This is a genomic window from Bradyrhizobium sp. 62B (genome assembly GCF_030272265.2).
In the GTDB taxonomy this organism is placed as follows: domain Bacteria; phylum Pseudomonadota; class Alphaproteobacteria; order Rhizobiales; family Xanthobacteraceae; genus Bradyrhizobium.
This window is the reverse complement of sequence record NZ_CP092841.2, coordinates 3,167,751-3,186,704: the sequence shown is the minus strand read 5'-3', so window position 1 is coordinate 3,186,704 and position 18,954 is coordinate 3,167,751. Positions and strand designations below refer to the sequence as shown.

17 protein-coding genes are annotated in these 18,954 nt (G+C 65.6%); 5 read left to right on the top strand and 12 right to left on the bottom strand.

All coding sequences use genetic code 11. The features are described from left to right. Window positions 1-89: 89 nt before the first annotated feature. The gene (locus ML401_RS14865; protein WP_259206528.1) at window positions 90-1,334 is read left to right on the top strand and encodes an MFS transporter; all 1,245 of its coding nucleotides are present in this window, start codon (window positions 90-92) and stop codon (window positions 1,332-1,334) included. Here ML401_RS14865 and ML401_RS14860 read toward each other — a convergent pair. Beyond that, entirely contained in the window at window positions 1,331-2,590 is a 1,260-nt protein-coding gene (locus ML401_RS14860; protein WP_194407733.1) for an adenylate/guanylate cyclase domain-containing protein, read from the bottom strand. The genes ML401_RS14865 and ML401_RS14860 overlap by 4 nt on opposite strands. A gap of 173 nt (window positions 2,591-2,763) precedes the next feature. Between ML401_RS14860 and ML401_RS14855 the strand changes: the two genes are divergently transcribed. Continuing rightward, the gene (locus tag ML401_RS14855; RefSeq protein ID WP_194408272.1) at window positions 2,764-3,921 is read left to right on the top strand and encodes an MFS transporter; all 1,158 of its coding nucleotides are present in this window, start codon (window positions 2,764-2,766) and stop codon (window positions 3,919-3,921) included. Between the two features lie 31 nt (window positions 3,922-3,952). Then, window positions 3,953-4,144 (top strand): hypothetical protein, encoded by a 192-nt coding sequence (locus tag ML401_RS14850; RefSeq protein ID WP_285812330.1) that lies wholly within the window; start codon window positions 3,953-3,955, stop codon window positions 4,142-4,144. Between the two features lie 7 nt (window positions 4,145-4,151). On the opposite strand, the gene ML401_RS14845 is transcribed toward ML401_RS14850, so the two are convergent. Then, window positions 4,152-4,973, bottom strand: coding sequence for an N-acyl homoserine lactonase family protein (locus ML401_RS14845; protein WP_285812329.1), 822 nt, complete (start codon window positions 4,971-4,973; stop codon window positions 4,152-4,154). Window positions 4,974-5,065: 92 nt separating this feature from the next. Then, entirely contained in the window at window positions 5,066-6,028 is a 963-nt protein-coding gene (dmeF, locus tag ML401_RS14840) for a CDF family Co(II)/Ni(II) efflux transporter DmeF (RefSeq protein ID WP_285812328.1), read from the bottom strand. Between the two features lie 197 nt (window positions 6,029-6,225). Between dmeF and ML401_RS14835 the strand changes: the two genes are divergently transcribed. Further along, window positions 6,226-7,044 carry a chromate resistance protein ChrB domain-containing protein gene (locus ML401_RS14835; RefSeq protein ID WP_212068297.1) on the top strand — a complete coding sequence of 273 codons (819 nt, stop codon included), beginning with the start codon at window positions 6,226-6,228 and terminating at the stop codon, window positions 7,042-7,044. Continuing rightward, window positions 7,044-8,429, top strand: a complete 1,386-nt coding sequence (gene chrA / locus ML401_RS14830; RefSeq protein ID WP_259206507.1) for a chromate efflux transporter — start codon at window positions 7,044-7,046, stop codon at window positions 8,427-8,429. The genes ML401_RS14835 and chrA overlap by 1 nt, the downstream gene beginning before the upstream one ends. A 1,067-nt stretch (window positions 8,430-9,496) precedes the next feature. Here the strand turns inward: chrA and ML401_RS14825 are convergent. From ML401_RS14825 to lepB, 9 genes are all read right to left on the bottom strand, one after another. Beyond that, complete coding sequence (locus ML401_RS14825; protein ID WP_194407727.1) at window positions 9,497-9,682, bottom strand: hypothetical protein; 186 nt, start codon at window positions 9,680-9,682, stop codon at window positions 9,497-9,499. Window positions 9,683-10,595: 913 nt separating this feature from the next. Then, window positions 10,596-12,140 carry a GMC family oxidoreductase gene (locus ML401_RS14820; RefSeq protein WP_285812683.1) on the bottom strand — a complete coding sequence of 515 codons (1,545 nt, stop codon included), beginning with the start codon at window positions 12,138-12,140 and terminating at the stop codon, window positions 10,596-10,598. Between the two features lie 256 nt (window positions 12,141-12,396). Beyond that, window positions 12,397-14,655: a DNA topoisomerase IV subunit A gene (parC, locus tag ML401_RS14815; RefSeq protein ID WP_285812327.1), complete on the bottom strand. Its 2,259-nt coding sequence runs from the start codon at window positions 14,653-14,655 to the stop codon at window positions 12,397-12,399. A gap of 60 nt (window positions 14,656-14,715) precedes the next feature. After that, window positions 14,716-14,991 carry a hypothetical protein gene (locus ML401_RS14810; protein ID WP_194407725.1) on the bottom strand — a complete coding sequence of 92 codons (276 nt, stop codon included), beginning with the start codon at window positions 14,989-14,991 and terminating at the stop codon, window positions 14,716-14,718. A 101-nt stretch (window positions 14,992-15,092) separates the two neighbouring features. After that, entirely contained in the window at window positions 15,093-15,845 is a 753-nt protein-coding gene (gene recO, locus ML401_RS14805) for a DNA repair protein RecO (RefSeq protein ID WP_212068299.1), read from the bottom strand. A gap of 133 nt (window positions 15,846-15,978) precedes the next feature. Then, on the bottom strand, window positions 15,979-16,359 hold the full coding sequence (locus ML401_RS14800) for a hypothetical protein (protein WP_211416715.1): 381 nt from the start codon (window positions 16,357-16,359) through the stop codon (window positions 15,979-15,981). Between the two features lie 21 nt (window positions 16,360-16,380). After that, complete coding sequence (era, locus tag ML401_RS14795) at window positions 16,381-17,307, bottom strand: GTPase Era (protein WP_194407722.1); 927 nt, start codon at window positions 17,305-17,307, stop codon at window positions 16,381-16,383. Then, window positions 17,297-18,118 (bottom strand): ribonuclease III, encoded by an 822-nt coding sequence (gene rnc / locus ML401_RS14790; RefSeq protein ID WP_285812326.1) that lies wholly within the window; start codon window positions 18,116-18,118, stop codon window positions 17,297-17,299. Before rnc ends, era begins: the two co-directional genes overlap by 11 nt. Then, on the bottom strand, window positions 18,115-18,879 hold the full coding sequence (gene lepB, locus ML401_RS14785; RefSeq protein WP_211416714.1) for a signal peptidase I: 765 nt from the start codon (window positions 18,877-18,879) through the stop codon (window positions 18,115-18,117). The genes rnc and lepB overlap by 4 nt, the downstream gene beginning before the upstream one ends. Window positions 18,880-18,954 lie beyond the last annotated feature (75 nt).

Genomic DNA, 18,954 nt, shown 5'->3' with positions numbered 1-18,954 from the left:
GTTATTCGCCGCCCTGTCGGGAAGCGGGTGGGTTTGGCGGCCCCCGGGGCCGGATACTGGCGCCAACCCGACTTTGCAGGGAATGAGCCATGTCAAACCCGCCCCGCCTCCCCGATACCTTTGCCCGGCTCGCCTGGTCCAACCTCGCCGCGCAGTCGGCCGAGCAGATCGCCTTGGCCGCCGCCCCCATCGTCGCGGTGCTCACGCTCGGGGTCGCCGAAGGCCAGACCGGCCTGTTGCAGACCGCTTTGACCCTGCCCTTCGTGCTGTTTGCAATTCCCGCCGGCCTGCTCGCCGACCGGATCTCACGCCGCTCGCTGATGGCGGGAGCCGAGGCGCTGCGGGCCGTGGCGCTCGCGACCATCGTGCTGCTGCTCGCGCTCGGCGCGCTCAATCTGCCGCTGCTGGCGCTGCTCGGCTTCGCCGCGGTGTGCGGCACTGTGGTCTACAGCGTGGCCGCACCGGCGCTGGTGCCCTCACTGGTAAGCGCCGAGCTGTTGCCGGCGGCGAATGCGCGGATCGAGCTGGCGCGCACCATCGCCTTTGCCAGCGGCCCTGCGCTCGGCGGCGCGCTGGTGGGCTGGTGGGGCGCGAGCCCGGCCTTCGGCTTCGCCGCAGCGCTCTCGGCCATCGCCGTGGTGCTGCTCTCCGGCATCTTCGAACCCGCCCGCGCGCCGGCGCCGCGCCGCCATCCGTTCCAGGACATCCGCGAAGGCGCGGCCTTCGTGTTTCACCATCCGCTGCTGCGTCCGGTGTTCATCACCCAGTTCATCTTCAACACCGGCTGGTTCCTGCAGATCGCCGTGTTCGTGCCCTACGCCGTGCGCCATCTCGGCCTCACCGCCGCGGGCGTCGGCACGGTGCTGACAATGTACGGCGTCGGCATGGTGATCGGCGCGCTGCTCGCCACCCGCGTGATGCAGCGTATCAGCTTCGGCACAGTGGTCGGCCTCGGCCCCGTCACCGGCTTCATTGCCGCTGTCGTGATGGCGCTGACGGTGCTGGTCCCCTCGCCCTGGCTGGCGGGTTTGAGCTTCTTCCTGCTTGGCGTCGGGCCGATCCTGTGGGTGATCTCGACCACGACGCTGCGCCAATCGGTGACGCCGCCGCGCCTTCTGGGCCGCGTCTCCGCCATCAACATCATGAGCTACGGCGCGCGCCCGCTCGGTTCGGGACTGGGCGCGATCGTCGGCGGGCTCTGGAGCGCGGAAGCTTGCCTCTACTTGGCGGCGGCCGTGTTCGGCGTGCAGGCGCTGGTGATCTGGCTGTCGCCGGCCGTGGCGCTGGACCGGCAGCCGGAGATGGTGGGGGATGAGGTGGCGGCGCGGTGCTAGTTCGCCAGATACCGCTCGTAGCTCCCCGTCACCGGCTCGCTCGCGTCGACATCGGGGTCGAGCGTGTAGAGATCCTGCGCACGGCCGATGCCGCGCAACGCGTAGCGGCCGGTGGAGACGAGATAGCGCCGCCCGGCGGCGTCGAGGCCCTTGTAGAACTCCGATGACGCCAGCAGCTCGCGGTCGACCGAGCGGCTCATCGAGGCGATGCGGCTGACCTCGTTCACGGTCGGACCGACCACGGTGAAATCGAGCCGGTCCTCGCTGCCGATATTGCCGTAGAAGACCTGCCCGACATGCAGGCCGATATAGGCCGACGTGGTCGGACGCCCCTCGGCCGCCCGGCGGGCATTGAGCGCCGCGATATTCTTGCGGAACAGGTGCTCGGCGCGCAGCGCGGCACGGCGCGCATCCGCCATGTCCTCGCCCCAGAACATCGCGAGCACGCCGTCGCCGATCAGCTTGAGCACATCGCCGCCGGCCTCGTGGATCGGGTCGATCACGGCCTGAGCGTAGTCGTTGAGGAACGGGATGATCTCGTCGGGGCCGATGCTTTCGCTGATCCCGGTCGAGCCGCGCAGGTCCGAGTACCAGAGCACGGCATTGATGCGCTCGGTGACGCCGCGCGAGATGCGCCCGCGCAGCACCTGCTCGGAGGCGTCGCGGCCGAGATAGACGCGCCCCAAAGTGCGCACGATGTCGACCTGCTGCGCCGACTTGATCGCGAGCCCGAGCACCGGCACGAGATCGCGTAGCGCGGCCAGTTCGGCTTCGGTGAAGCCGTCGTCCCGCCGCGTCGTCCAATAGGAATAGAGGCAGTCCATCTGCCCGAGCGCTCCGCTCTCGCCGAAGCGGTGCACGAAAGCCAGGAAGTGCCGGTGGCCGTTTTCGGCGAGGTCGCCGATCTGCGAGAAATCGAGCGACGGCGCCTCGGCGAGATCGATCACCATCTCGTCGTTGCCGTGCTCGAGCAAATGATAGAACACCGAGCGGCGCCAGTTCGTAGCGGCGTCGCCCTCCGCCGTCGAGCCGTACTCGATGACGTCGCTCTCGTTGCTCGGCGTATCGCTCCAGCGGAAGGCGCGGCCCTCGTAGATCGGATGCAGCGTGTCGATGATCACGAGCCCGCGCGACAGGTCCAGCCCTTCGTCGCAGCAGCGCTCGCAAAAGCCGCGGAGCAGTTCCTGCTCGGGCAGGCCCGTGAGCCCCTGGCTGGCGATCCAGTTCATCAATGAAAGGCGCGAAGCTGTTTGCATGCGCCATTATGGCGTGCATTCGTGACGAGCGAAAGGCGCAAGCCGGGCACGCGCGCAAGGCTCCCCGTCCCGTGCAGATCGAATATGCCGAGGTTGCGGTTGACGCCCTTGCCGCACGGACGGCAAATGCCGGCAATGATGATTTCGTCGGCCAGAATCGAAAGTACGCGCGAATGAGCCAGCGCCAGCTTCCGATCATCCTGGCGCTCGGCACCACGCAGACGCTGGCCTGGGCCTCGAGCTATTATCTGCCGGCGCTGCTCGCCGACCCCATGGCGCGGGACCTCGGCGTCTCCTCCAACTGGATCTTCGGCGCGTTCTCGGCTTCGCTGGTGATCTCCGCGATGCTCGGCCCGCGCATCGGGCGGCAGATCGATCTCGTCGGCGGGCGGCAGGTGCTGTCGGTCTCGAACCTCACCATCGCGGCCGGCCTCGTGCTGCTCGGCGTCTCGCAGTCCGTCGCGGTGATGGCGATCGCCTGGCTCGTGCTCGGCGTCGGCATGGCGATGGGCCTCTACGACGCCGCCTTCGCCGCGCTGGGGCGGATCTACGGCACCGAGGCGCGCCGGCCCATCACCGGCATCACGCTGATGGCGGGCTTTGCCTCCACCGTCGGCTGGCCGCTCACCGCCTGGGGCCTTGCCCATATCGGCTGGCGCGAGACCTGCTTTGCCTGGGCGGCCGCCAATATCCTGATCGGCCTGCCGCTCAACTTCTTCGTGCTGCCGGCGATCAAGGGCGCCAGGCAGGCGGCGGCGACCGCCGAGAAGCCGCATCTGCCGCTCGACCGCACCATGCTGCTGCTCGCCTTCATCTTCGCTGCGGTCTGGACCGTCACCGGGGCCATGGCCGCGCATTTCCCGCGAATCCTGGAGACGACAGGCGCGACGCCCGCCGAGGCCATCGCCGCCGGCGCGCTGATCGGCCCGGCGCAAGTCGGTGCACGCATGCTGGAGGCCGGCTTCCTCAGCCGCTTCCATCCGCTGTGGTCGACGCGGCTTGCCTGCCTCACCCACCCGATCGGCGCGGTGATCGTGGCGATCTTCGGCGGCGCCGCGGCGAGCGCGTTCGCGCTGTTCCACGGCTCGGGCAACGGCATCCTGACGATCGCGCGCGGCACGCTGCCGCTGTCGATCTTCGGTCCGAAGGACTTTGGCTACCGTCTCGGCATCATCGGCGCTCCCGCACGCATGGCGCAGGCGGTGGCACCGCTGGCCTTCGGCCTCTTGATCGACCTCATGGGCGCCAAGGTGCTGATCGTCTCCTCCGCGCTCAGCCTCTCGGCGCTGGCCGCACTGTTCCTGATCCGCACCAGGCCGCGGCCTGATTGACGGCGCCCGAGCTTTCCCGCACAAGCGGGCCATGAGCAACGACAACGATCCGCCCCGCACTTTCAAAGGCCTGTTGCGCTGGGCAACCACGCCACCGCAGGCCTGGGGTGTCTATCTCCTCGCCGTCCTCCTGGTCTGGCTGGTCTCGTTCTACGCCGGCACGCTGAAGCCGAAGAAGACGCCGGAAGCGAGCCCGCCCGGCGTGACCGCGCCGAAAGGCTGATCCACCGCTAATCGTAAAACTCCGGCGCCATCTTCTGGCTGTCGCGCTGGGCCTTGTCGTGGTTGATCCAGAGCTGCGCCTTCTCCTTGGCCAGAGTGTCGGCGATCTTCTGCATCGAAGCCGTGGTCTGATCCTTGTCGACGTTCATGCCGGGCACGCGGCGATTGTCCCAATTATCCCTGAAGTGCACGGCGTCACCGGACAGCACCACTGCGCCGGTCTTCGGCAGTTTCACCAGCAGCGACTGGTGCCCGGGCGTATGGCCGGGCGTCGACAGGATGGTCACGCTGCCATCGCCGAAGACGTCCTTGTCGCCGGTGAGCAGCTCGACGGGGTGCGAGGGCTTGAAGCGCGGCGAATTGTTGGCGCCGGGCCAGTCATATTCGGCCTTCTGCACGTAGAGCATCGATTGCGGAAACAGCTCGACATTGCCGGTATGGTCCGGATGGGTGTGCGAGACCGCCATGGCCTTGACGTCGTCGGGCTTGACGCCGAGCTGCTCGAGCTGGGCGGCAAGCGTCTTCGGCCGGCGCCAGGTGACGGCCTTGGGATCGGCGGGCGCAAGACCATTCGGCATCGCAGCGACGGCATCGGCGATGCCGGTGTCCCACAGGAACCAGCCCTTGGCGTGCTTGATCAGATAGCAGCTGTCGACGAAGTCCATCGTCTTGCCTTCGTTCAGCCCGGGCGTCCAGCGCGAGATGTCGCCCGCGGTGCCCTCCCCGCAATTGAGCACGTAGAGCTTTTCGACGCCGGCCGATTGCGCGAGCGCCGCCGGGCCTGATAGCGCCAGCGCGGCAATGGCGAAAGCGAGCTTGGTCCTGCGCATCCTTGGTCCTCCCTGGCGGCCACGAGGCCGCGACTTGGCATCAACGTCGGATCAACCCCGGTCCGCCGGCAGAATTCCCGCAAAGACCAGCGTCAATGCAGGCAGGTCTCGACCTCCACCGTGACATGGCTGAGGCCCTTCAGCCCGGCGAGCCGCCGCTTGTAGACTGCAGGCGCTTTCGGCTTGTCCGACACCACCGAGAGCAGCACGGCGCAATGGCCGGGGCCGACCTGCCACAGATGCAGATCGGTGACGCGGTCGTCGCCGACCTCCATGCGCGCGCGGATCACCCGCTCCAGCTTCTCGTCGGCACGCACGTCGAGCAGCACCGCGCCCGACGACTTGACGAGGCCGAACGCCCAAGCCCCGATCACCACGCTGCCGATCAGGCCGACGGCCGGATCGGCCCAGACCCATCCCGAATACATGGCGACCGCAAGCGCGGCGATTGCCAGCACCGAGGTCGCGGCATCGGTCATGACATGGACATAGGCCGCGCGCAGATTGTTGTCGTGATGATGGTGGTGATGGCCGTGATGATCGTGGTCATGATCGTCATGCTCATGGCCGTGCGCGTGCCCGTGATGGTGATGATCATGGCTGCCGCGCAGCAGCCACGCGCTGGCGAGGTTGACGCCGAGGCCGAGGGCGGCCACCGCCATGGCCTCGCCATAGACGATCGGCACCGGATTGATCAGCCGCAGCACACTCTCATAGGCGATCTCGACCGCGATCAGGCCGAGGATGATTGCGCTGGCGAAGGCCGCGAGATCGCCGAACTTGCCGGTGCCGAAGGTGAAATGCGCATTGCCCAGATGCCGGCGCGCGAAGCGATAGGCAAAGGCGGCGATGCCCAGCGCGGCGGCATGCGTGCCCATGTGCCAGCCGTCGGCGAGCAGCGCCATCGAGCCGAACAGCGAGCCGGCAACGATCTCGGCAACCATCATGACCAGCGTCAGCACCACCACGAGCCAGGTGCGTCGCTCGTTCTCGTCGTGCTTCTCGCCCAGAAACGCGTGGTCGTGGGTCCATTGTTCGATGGAATGCGAATGCATCGAATTCTCCAGGAGATTCAGCTCTGTTGAGCCTAGTATAGACCGGCGGGCCGGACTTTTCGAAGGTCCGATCGCTCCCTCGGATTGACAGTGCTTCTTAGTTTCGATGTAATCTGCGCCATGGGGATTTGAGCGATCTCCCCACGAGGCGACATGCCCAAGTATCGCGTCCCGTCTGATTTATGCGAGGACGCATCATGGCTACGTTCACGACCATATCATCCGATAAATTGGCGCGCCTGATCGGCACGGCCAACGCGCCTGTGCTGATCGATGTCCGCACCGAGGAGGATTTTGCCGCCGACCGGCGGCTGATTCCCGGCTCGATCAAGCTCAGCCACGAGACCGTCGCCGAATGGGGCGGCGAATTTGCCGGCCGCTCCGCGATCGTCTCCTGCCTGCGCGGCGCCAAGCTGGCGCAGGGCACGGCCGCCTGGCTGAGGCAGCTCGGCGCCGAAGCCGAAACCCTGGAAGATGGCTTCGAGGGCTGGAAGGCGGCCAAGCTGCCGCTGGTCGACGCCCGCAAGCTGCCGCCACGCGATGCCAAGGGACGCACAATCTGGGTCACGCGGGCGCGGCCGAAGGTCGACCGCATCGCCTGCCCCTGGCTGATCCGGCGCTTCGTCGACCCCAACGCGGTGTTCCTCTATGTGGCGCCGTCCGAGGTGGTCGCGGTCGGGGAACGCTTCAACGCGGCGCCCTTCGACATCGAGAACGTGTTCTGGAGCCACCGCGGCGAGCTCTGCACCTTTGACGTCATGATCGAGGAGTTCGGCATCGCCACGCCGGCTCTGCTCCGGCTCGCCACGCTGGTGCGCGGCGCCGACACCGCTCGGCCAGACCTCGCGCCGGAGGCGCCGGGCCTGCTCGCGGCCTCGCTCGGGCTATCGCGGATGTATGACGACGACCTCGAACAGCTCGAGGCCGGCATGTTGCTCTACGATGCCTTCTACCGTTGGTGCCGCGATGCTACGGCCGAGACCCACAACTGGCCGACCAACAAGGTGAAGGCGTAATGGACATTCGTAACGTTCAAGCAGGAGCTGATGCCGGTCACGGCATCAGCTTTGGCGATGCCTTTCGCGTCTGGCTTCGCGTCGCCTGTCTGAGCTTCGGCGGGCCCGCGGGCCAGATCGCGGTGATGCATCGCATCCTGGTCGAGGAGAAGAAGTGGATCTCCGAAGGCCGCTTTCTGCATGCGCTGAACTATTGCATGCTATTGCCGGGCCCGGAGGCGCAGCAGCTCGCCACCTATGTCGGCTGGCTGATGCACCGCACCGCCGGCGGGCTGATGGCGGGCGGGCTGTTCATCCTGCCCGGCATCATCGCCATCATGGGCCTCAGCTACATCTATGCGGCCTTCGGCAATGTCAGCTTCGTCGAGGCATTGTTCTTCGGCCTCAAGGCCGCCGTGCTCGCCATCGTCGTCGAGGCGGTGGTGCGCGTCGGCAAGCGCGCGCTGAAGAATCGCATCATGATCGCGCTGGCGGCGATCGCCTTCGTCGCGATCTTCTTCTTCGCGGTGCCCTTCCCGATCATCATCATCGCCGCCGGCCTGATCGGCTATGCCGGCGCGCGCAGCGGCCGGCCGGAGTTCGCCCCGGCCGGTCACGGCCATGGCAGCGGCGGCGCCGCGATCGACAGCATGCTCGGCGAAGCCGTGCCCGAACACGTCAAGCCCAACACCGCGCGCGAGATCCGAACCGGCGCGTTGTGGTTGGCGCTCTGGCTGGTGCCTGTCATCGTGTTGTTGCTTGCCCTCGGACAAGGCAACGTCTTCAGCCAGATCGCGCTGTTCTTCTCCAAGATGGCGCTAGTCACCTTCGGCGGCGCCTATGCCGTGTTGGCCTATGTCGCCCAACAGGCGGTCGAGCATTATCATTGGCTGAAGCCGCACGAGATGCTGGATGGCCTCGGCATGGCCGAGACCACGCCGGGCCCGCTGATCATGGTGCTGCAATTCGTGGGCTTCATGGCGGCCTATCGCGACCCCAGCGGCCTGTCGCCGATGCTCGCGGCCACGCTCGGCGGATTGCTCGCGACCTGGGTCACCTTCACGCCCTGCTTCCTGTGGATCTTCGTCGGCGCGCCCTATATCGAGCGCTTGCGCGGCAACACGGGCCTTGCCGGCGCGCTCAGCGCGATCACCGCCGCCGTGGTCGGTGTGATCCTGAACCTCTCGATCTGGTTCGCCCTGCACACGCTGTTCCGAGAAACAGTGCCGGTGCATGCGTTTCCGCTGAACTTCGACATGCCGGTGCTCAGGAGCGCCGACGTGCCGGCACTGGTGCTGTCGATCGCGGCGGCGACCGCGATCTTCAGGTTCAAGCTGGGAATGCTGACGGTGCTGGCGGGGAGCTGCGCGGCGGGCGTGGCGCTGAGGTTGTTAGGGGTGATTTAGGGCCTTGGCGCGAAGGATGAGTCGAGCCCTCGCGAAACCCACCCTGCCTCGTCGTCGGCGGAGGGGTTGATGGGTTTCGCTTACGCTCCACCCATCCTACGAGCTAGACCGCCGACCCGGAGGCGCGGCCAGGGGACCGCTCGCCCTCCAACAGACAGCGCGGCGGTCCCACAGGTTCAACGTTAATTTGCGAAGCGCTCTCAGCGGCTCTTCTTTTTCGCTAACCGATCTACGCATACCCGCATATCGTAGTTTCTAGCCTCCTGCGCCGCTCCAGTCAGCGAACCAAATGGGCCATGCTTTGCGTACGACTGTTTGCAGCATGCCAGCGGAAAGCTTGCGGTGCATTGGGATAAATCTTGCGCCGAAGCCTCCGACAGCAATAGTTGAGAGCAGATCGAAGCGACGGCAAGCGAAATAAACCCGCGTAACATTCAGCGGCCTCCTTACTCAAAAAGTTTAGTGATCAACTCGCTCAGTTAACTCGTGGGCAGGCCCTTCCTAGCGAGACAGGCACGCACCTTTTTGGCGGGCCCCTCTGGCACCCTGTAGGCACTCCAGTCCGCGCGAGTATAGCCGGCGGCGGTCACGCAGTCGGTTACGCCCTGTTCTCGCTTTCTGGCCTGATCCACGCTGGTGCCGTCACGCTGAGCTTGGCACACAGGATCGTGGTGACAGACGACGCGGGCGTGAGCAGACGTCAGCCCGGCCGACACGACGAAAAACGCGGAAGCGACAATCATTGATTTCATAATACACCCCCAAGTTGACAACGGCGACCGTAGCCTCCGAGAATGGAACCTTCAACCCCAGGGCGCAGGGGTCAGCCAGATTTTAAGCGTTCGCTCCCTTCAGGGGGATTGATGGGTTTCGCTTACGCTCGACCCATCCTACGAGCTACCCATCCTTCGAGCTAATGTAGCCTCGCTTTTGCTGCGACGATCGAGCGCGTCGTTAGGGTGGATCAGTTTCGTATTTTCAGTGAATTCCCGCATCCTTCCCGCACGTGCCTGTCGGACTCCCACAGCGTGGGAGAGGCAGCAAGGAGCACACATGCGGCCATGTGTTCATTTGGACGGCTTGCGCGCCTCGTCTCGCGCCAACCGCTCCGCTCTCAGACGCTTGTGGTTTTCATGAAACTGGGGATCGGCTTGGCTATCCGCGATCGACTGCCGCGCTGCGTTCGGGTTTTGCGCCCTGCGGTCGGCTTCATCGGCGATCTGCTGCTCGGCTGAGCGTTTCGATTTGGTCATGACTGGATCCTTGCACCCGTAGATTTGACGCGGCGGGAGGTATGGCGTGGGCCACAAGTGTTGATCACCCCGTTTGCCGTGAGAGCTTCGGCCGCCAGCGAGAGTCGCGGCTTCGGTCGAGGGAGCTCGGATCGCAAAAGGACGGGCAGACGTTCACCGCAGCCGTAGGTCAGACGGACGCGATGGCCGGACGGATTTCATCTCACTTGGCGTAGCCCTGTGACCGGAGCCAAGAAATCCGACGCTCTCCGTTCATCCAATCGTCGATTTCGGCCTTGCTCGCAAAGCCGGTTATTTCTCGGGGTTCTGAGCCTGGATACTCGGCGACGATGACCCAGTCGCCCTCAGATTTACGAAGCGGTTTGAAGCTCACTCTTATTTTTGCCATGCCGAACTATGGAGGAAAGTGGGCAAAAAGGAAACCTCGTCGACCCGTTTTGAGCAACTTGCTGCCGGCGGCCGGAACGCGACTCCAGCGTGAAATGCTTAAAGCGGGGCCTTTTCGCCAGGGTTAGCTTCCATCGCCAGGAACAACTTACCTTGGATGAGTGCATGACTGTCCATCGATGCGCGGCTCTCCTCGGCGGCGGGCTCGGCCTGACGCTTTATCGGGTTATGCTCGGAGGGGCGCAGGGCTCCGCGCGCAAATGGTCATGCTGTCGCTTGCAACGGCGCTGTTCTTCCCCGTGCTGGCGCAAGCTGCCGTCGGGCAAAACAGTTCCCGACGAGGCCGCCTGCCAACCCTTTCCTGCAAAAAATATTCCACTTTACCGAAACTCGGAGTTGTCGCACAAGCAAACACCCTGGCCCGAGACAAGGGGCGGATCGCTATCGTCACGAACGGCGGACAGGTCGCTACGCTCGCAATGACGCGGAGGGAACCGCGAACACCGCGAACACCGTCGTTGGCGCGCTACCGCATCATCATCCGCGCGATCGCCTCCCCGATCACAACCGTCGTGAAATGCGTGTTGGCGCGGCAGTCGGACGGCATGATCGAGGCGTCGGCGACGCGCAGACCCGAGATGCCCTTCACCGTGCCATCAGGGTTGACCACGCCGTCGGCATCATTGATGCCGCTCATCCGGCAGCTGCCGGCAGCGTGCTGGATGTCACCGGTCTCACGGCGCAGCACCGCGTCGAGTTCGTGATCCGGCAGGGCGGCTGCCTGCGGCAGCGTCAGGTCGGTATCGGCGAGCCGGATCCAGTCGGCGATGCCCGAAAGCGCCGGCTGCGAGGTGATCACCGCGAGCCGCCTCACCGCGTCGATCATGCGCAGCATGTCGCGGGGATCGGCGAGCATGTTCTCCTCGACGACAGGATCGATCACGGGATCGGTCGAGGCCAGCTTGAGCGTGCCTCGGGAATACGCGTTGAACAGCCCGGCGCCGATCGCGCCGGGCATGCCGATGCCGCGGTGATTGAACGCGATCAGGATCATGTCGCGCTTGCCGCCGTCCGCAAGGCCCGAGGAATAGGTCACACAGCAATTGGTGTGGCGCGTATCAGGATCGGTGGGCCGCAGATTCTCGTGGAGCTGGATGGTTGCGCGAAACAGCGGGTGATCGAAGTAATGCTTGCCGACCGGCAGGTCGCGCACCACCGCAACGCCCATCGCCTTCAACTCCTCGGCCGGCCCAATGCCCGAGCGCAGCAGGATCGCCGGGCTATGGATCGCGCCGGCACACAGCACGATCTGCCGCGCGCTGATCTCCTGGGTGCCCTGCCCCTCCACGTGGACGCGGACGCCGGTGGCGCGGCCGTCGCTGATCAGCACGCGATCGACCAGCGCATGGCCGCGGATCTCGAGATTAGGCCGGCCGCGGGCCGGCTCGACATAAGCCTCATTGGTGCTGATGCGGCGCAAGTCTCGGCTGTTGATGGGATAGCAGGCGACGCCCTCACCGTCGGGACCATTGAGGTCCGCGCACCAGGGATAACCGCTCGCCAGCGCCGCATCGCGCAAGCCCCGGTCGATCGGGCCCCATTTTTCCGGCGGCGCGCGATAGACCGGCAGCGGACCGCCGCGACCGTGGCCCTCGGCATCGCCGAATTCAAAATCGTCCTCGATCACGGAGAACAGCGGCATCACGTCCTTCGCCGACCAGCCGGTGCAGCCATGGGCGGCCCATTCGTCGAAGGCATCGGCAACACCGCGGATCGCGATCTGGCCGTTCATCATCGAGGAGCCGCCGAGCCCCTTGCCGCGCCAGTAGAAGCGCGGCTGCTGCCCCGCCACCCGGCGCGACAGCAGATCAGGCCACTGCCATTTCTCCTGGTACTCGCGCTTGTGGATGATCGGGATCGGATTCGGCGTCCGCACCTCCCACGGCGCCTCATCGGCACGCCAGTCGAGCCCGGCTTCGAGCAGCAGCACGCGCCGCGCGGGATCCTCGGAAAGCCTTGCGGCCACAGCAGCGCCGGCGGAGCCGCCGCCGACAACAATGACATCGTACATCGCGCTCATTCTCGACATTCCAGACCACCGGCGTCGTGGACGGTATCAGACGGTGCGAAGCGGTGGAATGCGAATTGGAGAGCGGCGCTGTCGCAGCCCGTGCGCGCAGGTGCGCGTGCCCCGGATTCAGCGCAGCGCCACTTCAGCGGTGCGCTGCAGAGCCGCAGCCCATGTCTCCCAGCCAACCCGTGCAGCGTGGGTCCCGACTCTGCGCAGCAGCGTTGCACGCTGCAGCGCGTCCGGGACACTAAACAACCTACCCGATCCCCTTGCCGAACTTGTTCGACTTCGGGAAACCCTTCGGCGGCAGGCGGCCGGCGTCGGCGCGGGTGCCCTTCCACTCGGCGAGCTCCTTCATGGTCGCGGAGAATTCGCGGCCCGCGGAGTCCTTCCAGGTCAGGCCGGCCTTGGCCTCGAACACGGCGACGTCCGAAAGCCCGCCGTCCTTGTACTTCTGCAAGCGCACGCCGCGGCCGCGCGCCATTTCCGGCACCTGGTCGAGCGGGAAGACCAGCATCTTGCGGTTCTCGCCGATCACGGCGACGGTGTCGCCGATCACTTCCGTGATCGCGCGCGCCTCGTTCGGCATGTCGACGTTGAGGACCTGCTTGCCCTTCTTGGTGGTACCGACGCAATCGTCCTCGCTCACCACAAAACCCTGGCCCTCGTGGCTTGCGACCAAGAATTTTCGTCCGCCCTTGTTGACGAACAGCGCGACGGGTGCCGCCTCCTGCTCGAGGTCGATGAACAGGCGGATCGGCTCGCCATGGCCGCGACCGCCCGGAAGCTTGGCGACATCGAGCGTGTAGAACTTGCCGTTGGTGGCGAACAGCAGCAGTTTCGAGGTGGTCTCCGCGAAGAAGGCGAAGCCGAGCTTGTCGTCCTGCTTGAAGGCGAGGCCCGAGAGATCCTCGACATGGCCCTTCATGGTGCGGATCCAGCCCTTGTCGGACACGACGACGGTCACCGGCTCGCGCTCGACCAGGGCTTCCTCCATCGCGGCGAGATCGTGCTCGGGCGCGTCGGCGAAGGTGGTGCGGCGCTTGCCAAGCGGCGTCTTCGGCCCGAACATGTCGCGGACCTTGCCGACCTGCTCGCCGACCTTCTTCCACTGCTCGGCCTCGGAGGCGAGCACCGCGTTGATGCCCTTGAGCTCGGCACGGAGGTTCTTGTCCTCGGTGCGGATCTCCATCTCCTCGAGCTTGCGCAAGGAGCGCAGGCGCATGTTGAGGATGGCCTCGGCCTGCACCTCGGTGAGCTTGAACTCCTTCATCAAGGCCGGCTTCGGCTCATCCTCGGTGCGGATGATCTTGATCACCTTGTCGATGTTCAGATAGGCGATCAGGAAGCCGCCGAGCACTTCGAGCCGGTGCTCGATCTGCGCCTTGCGATAATTGCTGCGGCGGATCAGGACATCGCGCAGATGGTCGAGCCATTCGCGCAGGCACTCCGCAAGTCCCACCACCTTGGGGACTCGGCCCTTGATCAGCACGTTGAGGTTCAGCGGAATCTTGTTTTCGAGCTCGGTGAGCCGGAACAGCGATTCCATCATCAGCGCGGGATCGACGTTCTTCGACTTCGGCTCGATCACGATGCGGACGTCTTCGGCCGACTCGTCCCTGATGTCGCCGACCAGCGGCAGCTTCTTCTGATCGAGCAGCTCGGCGACCTTCTCGATCAGCCGCGACTTCTGCACCAGGAACGGGATCTCGGTGACGACGACGACCCAGGTGCCGCGTGCGCCCTCTTCCTGCGACCAGCGCGCGCGAACGCGGAACGAGCCACGGCCGGTGGTGTAGGCCTCGGCGATGGCCTGCTTGGAGTCGACGCAGATGCCGCCGGTCGGGAAGTCCGGGCCCTTCACCCACTTCATCAGGGCCCTGGATTTCGCGTCGGGCTTCTCGATCAGATGCAGCGCGGCCTCGCAGAGCTCGGCGGCGTTGTGCGGCGGGATCGAGGTCGCCATGCCGACCGCGATGCCCTGCGCGCCGTTGGCGAGCAGGTTCGGGAAGCCGCCGGGGAGCACGACCGGCTCCTTCGACTGGCCGTCGTAATTGGCGCGGAACTCGACGCCGTCCTCGTCGATGCCCTCGAGCAGAAGCCGCGCGACGTCGGTCATGCGCGCTTCGGTGTAGCGGTAGGCGGCGGGGTTATCGCCGTCGATATTGCCGAAATTGCCCTGGCCGTCGACCAGCGGGTAGCGCGAGGAGAAATCCTGCGCGAGGCGCACCATGGCGTCGTAGATCGCCTGGTCGCCGTGCGGATGGAACGAGCCCATCACGTCGCCGACGATCTTGGCGGACTTCTTGAAGGCGGTGCCGGGGTCGAGCCTGAGCAGGCGCATGCCGTAGAGGATGCGGCGGTGGACCGGCTTCAGGCCGTCGCGCGCGTCGGGCAGCGCGCGGTGCATGATGGTGGAGAGCGCATAGGCGAGATAGCGCTCTTCCAGCGCTTCCTGCAGCCGGACCTCGTGAATTTCGGCCGGTTCTTCCGGCGGAACGATTCGTTTTCCCATGCCGCCCGGTTAAACCGTGGAAGGGAATCGGGCAAGGATGGATTGGTTCCCCGGGCCCGCCTAGTGGCCGGCCCAGCCGGCTGTCACGGTCTGCGTCTTGTCCGGGACAGGGGCCGGCATATTGGTCAGGCAACGCCGGGCGGCCTCGATTTCGGCCTCCGTGGCCCCCTTCGACCGCGCCCATGTCTCTGCAGCGGCAGCGGAATATTTGGCCACATAGTACCGGACGACGGTGCAGGATGCCCGGCGAAACACGCCGGGTTGCGGCTCGCCGGCCATGGCATCAGGCGCGAACGCGAGCAGCGCCGCGGACAAGGCGAATCCCTTGATCAACATTTAGGCTGTCCCCGTTGTGGAACCCAAAGGCCAAGTCCGCTCGGCGGGATTTCGTTCCCGGGAACTCCATGTTTGACGGAGATTGCAGAGTCCCGTTTCACTCATGGCGCAGGAATCGCGGCCGTCGCCTGTTGCCGGGTCAGCGCATTGATGAAGCCGGCGCGCGCATCGGAATGGCCCTGCCCGCGCGGCTCAAGCACATGGCGGAGCAGGAACAGGCCGGTGAGCCGGAAGCCGTCCTGGAGATCCTGGTCGGTCAGGTCGCTGGCGGTTTCGCCATGGCGCAGGAACGGCGGCAGCCGCAACAGCCGATCCCGCCACGGCTCGCCCGCCCCGCGCGACACCGCCCCGCCGGACTTCGGCGAGACATAGATCAGGTCCGTGGTCTCGCCGGTCACCGCGCAATTCTCCAGCGCCAGTCCGAAGCCGAGCTCGGCGAGCATCGCCAGCTCGAAATGGATCAGGTGCACGGCGGCACCGCCGATGTCGTCGAAATCATCCAGCGAATGCTCGAGCAGCGCAAAGATCTCCTCGTGCGGATCGCGCTCCGGCAGCAGCCGCGCAATCGAGGCCAGATGCGTGACGCCGTAGACACCGTGGGAGGATCCCAGCAACGTCGCCGCGCGCAGCTTCAGTCCCTCGATCGCGTAAGTGCCGAGATGCTCGTCGAGCCGCGCCCGCCACACCGCGCTGACGCTGTTCCCCGGCTGCAACAGCGGCCGCATCCGCGAGCCGGCACCGCCCCGCACCAGACCGAGATGCCGGCCATGCGCGCGCGTGAGCAGCTCCACGATGGCGCTGGATTCGCCATGCCGCCGCACGCCCAAGACGATGCCTTCGTCGGTCCATTCCATGGGATCGAGTGTAGCGGATTTCGCCCGTCGATCGTAGGGCGGATTGGCCGAAGGCGTAATCCGCCAATAGCTCGTGCACATCAAAACGGCGGATTACGCTCCGCCAATCCACCCTACGGCACCGCGCAAGATCTCACGCGTTGAACCAGCCCTGGGCGTCGCCGCTGAAGGAGAAATACAGGCCCATCGTCGTCAGCACGCAGGACACGATCTCGATGGCGCTGTCGAGTTCCAGGCCCTTCTCGCCGATGATCTGGCCGAGCGAGATCACCGACAGCACCAGCGCCGCCGCCAGCACAAAGCGCGGCCAGTTCTTGCGATGATGCGCCGCCAGCCTGACGAAATAGACGAGGAGTAGGATCATGCCACCGGCGAGCAAGGTCTGCGTGGTGATCATCTGCTCGGTCATCTCGGCGTTCGGCGTGCGGTCCTGCACCGCCACCGACAGGGCGTCCAGCATCAACGATGCATAGAGCAGCGCCTCGAAGCGCCTGATGTTGCTGGGCACGCTCATCGGATACCGATCGTTTCTTGGTTATTCTCTCGGGAAGTCCAGGCCCATCTCGCGGTAGCGATCGGGATCGTCGCCCCAGTTCTCGCGCACCTTGACGAACAGGAACAGATGCACCGGTACGTCCAGGATCTGCATCAGCTCTTTCCGCGAGTCCGCGCCGATCGACTTGATGGTGGCGCCGCCCTTGCCGAGCACGATCTTGCGTTGGCTTTCGCGCTCCACGAAGATCGTTTGCTCGATCCGCACCGACTTGTCCTTGCGCTCCTCCCACTTGTCGGTCTCGACCGTGGACTGGTAGGGCAGTTCCTGGTGCAGCTTCTGATAGATCTTTTCGCGCGTGATCTCGGCCGCCAGCTGCCGCATCGGCGCGTCCGACATCTGGTCCTCGGGATAGAGATACGGCCCCGGCGGCACCATTTCCGCGAGCGTCTTGCGGATGTCGTCGACGCCGTCGCCCGAGATCGCCGCGATCATGAAGGTCCGCGCGAACTTCATGCGCTCGTTGGCGGCCTGCGCCAGCGCCAGCAGCTTCTCGCGCTGGACCAGGTCGACCTTGTTGATGACCAGAATCTTCTCGTGATTGACGCTGGCCGCCTTGGTGAGGATTGCCTCGGCCTCCTCGTCGATCCCGGTCTTGGCGTCGAGCAGCACGCAGACGAGATCGGCATCATGCGCCCCGCTCCAGGCGGTCGAGACCATGGCGCGGTCGAGCCGGCGCTTGGGCAGGAAGATGCCGGGCGTGTCGACCAGGATGATCTGCGCGTTGTTCTCGATCACGATGCCGCGGATCAGCGCGCGCGTGGTCTGCACCTTGCGCGAGACGATCGTGACCTTGGCGCCGACCAGCGCATTGACCAGCGTGGACTTGCCGACATTGGGCGCGCCGATCAGCGCAACGAAGCCGCAGCGCGTTGCCGTCGGCGTCTCGCCGCTTGCTTCAACCGTCATTGCCGCCGCCAACACCTTCACGCGCGATCATCACTGAAGCTGCCACCTTCTCCGCTGCGCGCTTGCTGCCGCCGATGCCCTCCGCCGGCGCGAGCCCCGGCAGATCCACCGCGACGCGGAATTGCGGATCGTGATGCGGGCCGGTGCGCTCGACCTCGCGGTAAACCGGCGTCGGCAGCCCCTTGCCTTGCGCCCATTCCTGCAGCACGGTCTTGGGATCGCGCAACGGACGGCGCGGCTTGTGCATGCGCTCGGTCCAGTTGCGTTTGACGAATTCGGACGCCGCTGCATAGCCCCCGTCGAGGAAGACGGCGCCGATCACGGCCTCGCAGATGTCGCCGAGGATGGATTTGCGCAGGCGCGCATCGGCGCTGGAGCCGACCGAGCCGAGCTTGATGTCGTCGAGCAGGCCGAGCGACTTGGCGACGTCGGCGCAGCTTTCCTTGCGCACCAGCTCGGCAAGGCGCTTGGAGAGCTCGCCCTCGTCGGCGTTCGGGAAGGCATGATAGAGCATGTCGGAGACGACGAGCCCGAGCACGTGGTCGCCGAGGAATTCCAGCCGCTGGTAGCTGTCGCCACGCTTGCGCCCCGACTTCAGCGCCGAGACGTGCGTGATCGCCTGCATCAGCATGTTCGGATCGCTGAAGCTGTGGCCGATGCGGGCCTCGAGCGCCGCGTTCGCATCGGTGGCCTTGGCCTTGCTGCTTCGCGCGCGCTTCTTCTTGGCAGGCGTCTTCGGTGCAGCTTCGCTCTCAGGAGCGGCTTGCGCCTCGGTCGGTTGGATCGGGATGTCCTTGGCTTCGTCTTTCATCGGACGATTTTGAAGAAGCGATTCCAGCGTACTGCCCACGGCCAGCGCCAGAACATCCAGGCATGCTCGCCTTCGGCGATGGAGAAGAAGATCATCTGGGCGCGACCGATCAGATTCTCCTGCGGCACATAGCCGACCTGGCCGAGGAAGCGGCTATCGGTGGAGTTGTCGCGGTTGTCGCCCATCATGAAGAAATGGCCCGACGGCACGGTGTAGACGTTGGTGTTGTCGACGTAGCCGTTGTCGGCGCAGTCGAGCGTCTCATAGGACACGCCGTTCGGCAGCGTTTCCTTCCAGCGCTTCACCCGAGAGATGCCGCCGCCTTCCGAGCCGCAGGGCTCCTCGCCGACATATTCGCTCATCCGCTGCCGCTCGACCGGCGTGTCGTTGATGTAGAGCAGCCCGTCCCGCATCTGGATGCGGTCGCCGGGAAGGCCGATCACGCGCTTGATGTAATCGGTGGAATCGTCCTTCGGCAGGCGAAACACGACGATGTCGCCGCGCTGCGGGTCCGAGCCCCAGATCCGCCCGGAGAACAGGTTCGGCGAAAGCGGGATCGAATAGTGGCTATAGCCGTAGGAATATTTCGAGACGAACAGATAGTCGCCGACCAGCAGCGTCGCCTTCATCGAGCCGGACGGGATGTTGAAGGGCTGGAACAGGAAGGTGCGGATCACCAGCGCGATCAGGAGAGCGTGGATCACGACCCGGATCGTTTCGCCGACGCCGCTTTCAGTTTTCGTTCCCGAAGTCACGCTCATTGCTCTCTCAATTCCGGCCGGCGATCACAGAGCGCCCTCCTCCCGCGAACGGCCCACCGGTTCGCGGCGCAAGGA

Coding starts and splice junctions, on each gene's coding strand:
- ML401_RS14865 (WP_259206528.1), top strand. CDS start 90: ATGTCAAACCCGCCCCGCCTCCCCGATACCTTTGCCCGGCTCGCCTGG.
- ML401_RS14860 (WP_194407733.1), bottom strand. CDS start 2,590: ATGCAAACAGCTTCGCGCCTTTCATTGATGAACTGGATCGCCAGCCAG.
- ML401_RS14855 (WP_194408272.1), top strand. CDS start 2,764: ATGAGCCAGCGCCAGCTTCCGATCATCCTGGCGCTCGGCACCACGCAG.
- ML401_RS14850 (WP_285812330.1), top strand. CDS start 3,953: ATGAGCAACGACAACGATCCGCCCCGCACTTTCAAAGGCCTGTTGCGC.
- ML401_RS14845 (WP_285812329.1), bottom strand. CDS start 4,973: ATGCGCAGGACCAAGCTCGCTTTCGCCATTGCCGCGCTGGCGCTATCA.
- dmeF (WP_285812328.1), bottom strand. CDS start 6,028: ATGCATTCGCATTCCATCGAACAATGGACCCACGACCACGCGTTTCTG.
- ML401_RS14835 (WP_212068297.1), top strand. CDS start 6,226: ATGGCTACGTTCACGACCATATCATCCGATAAATTGGCGCGCCTGATC.
- chrA (WP_259206507.1), top strand. CDS start 7,044: ATGGACATTCGTAACGTTCAAGCAGGAGCTGATGCCGGTCACGGCATC.
- ML401_RS14825 (WP_194407727.1), bottom strand. CDS start 9,682: ATGACCAAATCGAAACGCTCAGCCGAGCAGCAGATCGCCGATGAAGCC.
- ML401_RS14820 (WP_285812683.1), bottom strand. CDS start 12,140: ATGTACGATGTCATTGTTGTCGGCGGCGGCTCCGCCGGCGCTGCTGTG.
- parC (WP_285812327.1), bottom strand. CDS start 14,655: ATGGGAAAACGAATCGTTCCGCCGGAAGAACCGGCCGAAATTCACGAG.
- ML401_RS14810 (WP_194407725.1), bottom strand. CDS start 14,991: ATGTTGATCAAGGGATTCGCCTTGTCCGCGGCGCTGCTCGCGTTCGCG.
- recO (WP_212068299.1), bottom strand. CDS start 15,845: ATGGAATGGACCGACGAAGGCATCGTCTTGGGCGTGCGGCGGCATGGC.
- ML401_RS14800 (WP_211416715.1), bottom strand. CDS start 16,359: ATGAGCGTGCCCAGCAACATCAGGCGCTTCGAGGCGCTGCTCTATGCA.
- era (WP_194407722.1), bottom strand. CDS start 17,307: ATGACGGTTGAAGCAAGCGGCGAGACGCCGACGGCAACGCGCTGCGGC.
- rnc (WP_285812326.1), bottom strand. CDS start 18,118: ATGAAAGACGAAGCCAAGGACATCCCGATCCAACCGACCGAGGCGCAA.
- lepB (WP_211416714.1), bottom strand. CDS start 18,879: ATGAGCGTGACTTCGGGAACGAAAACTGAAAGCGGCGTCGGCGAAACG.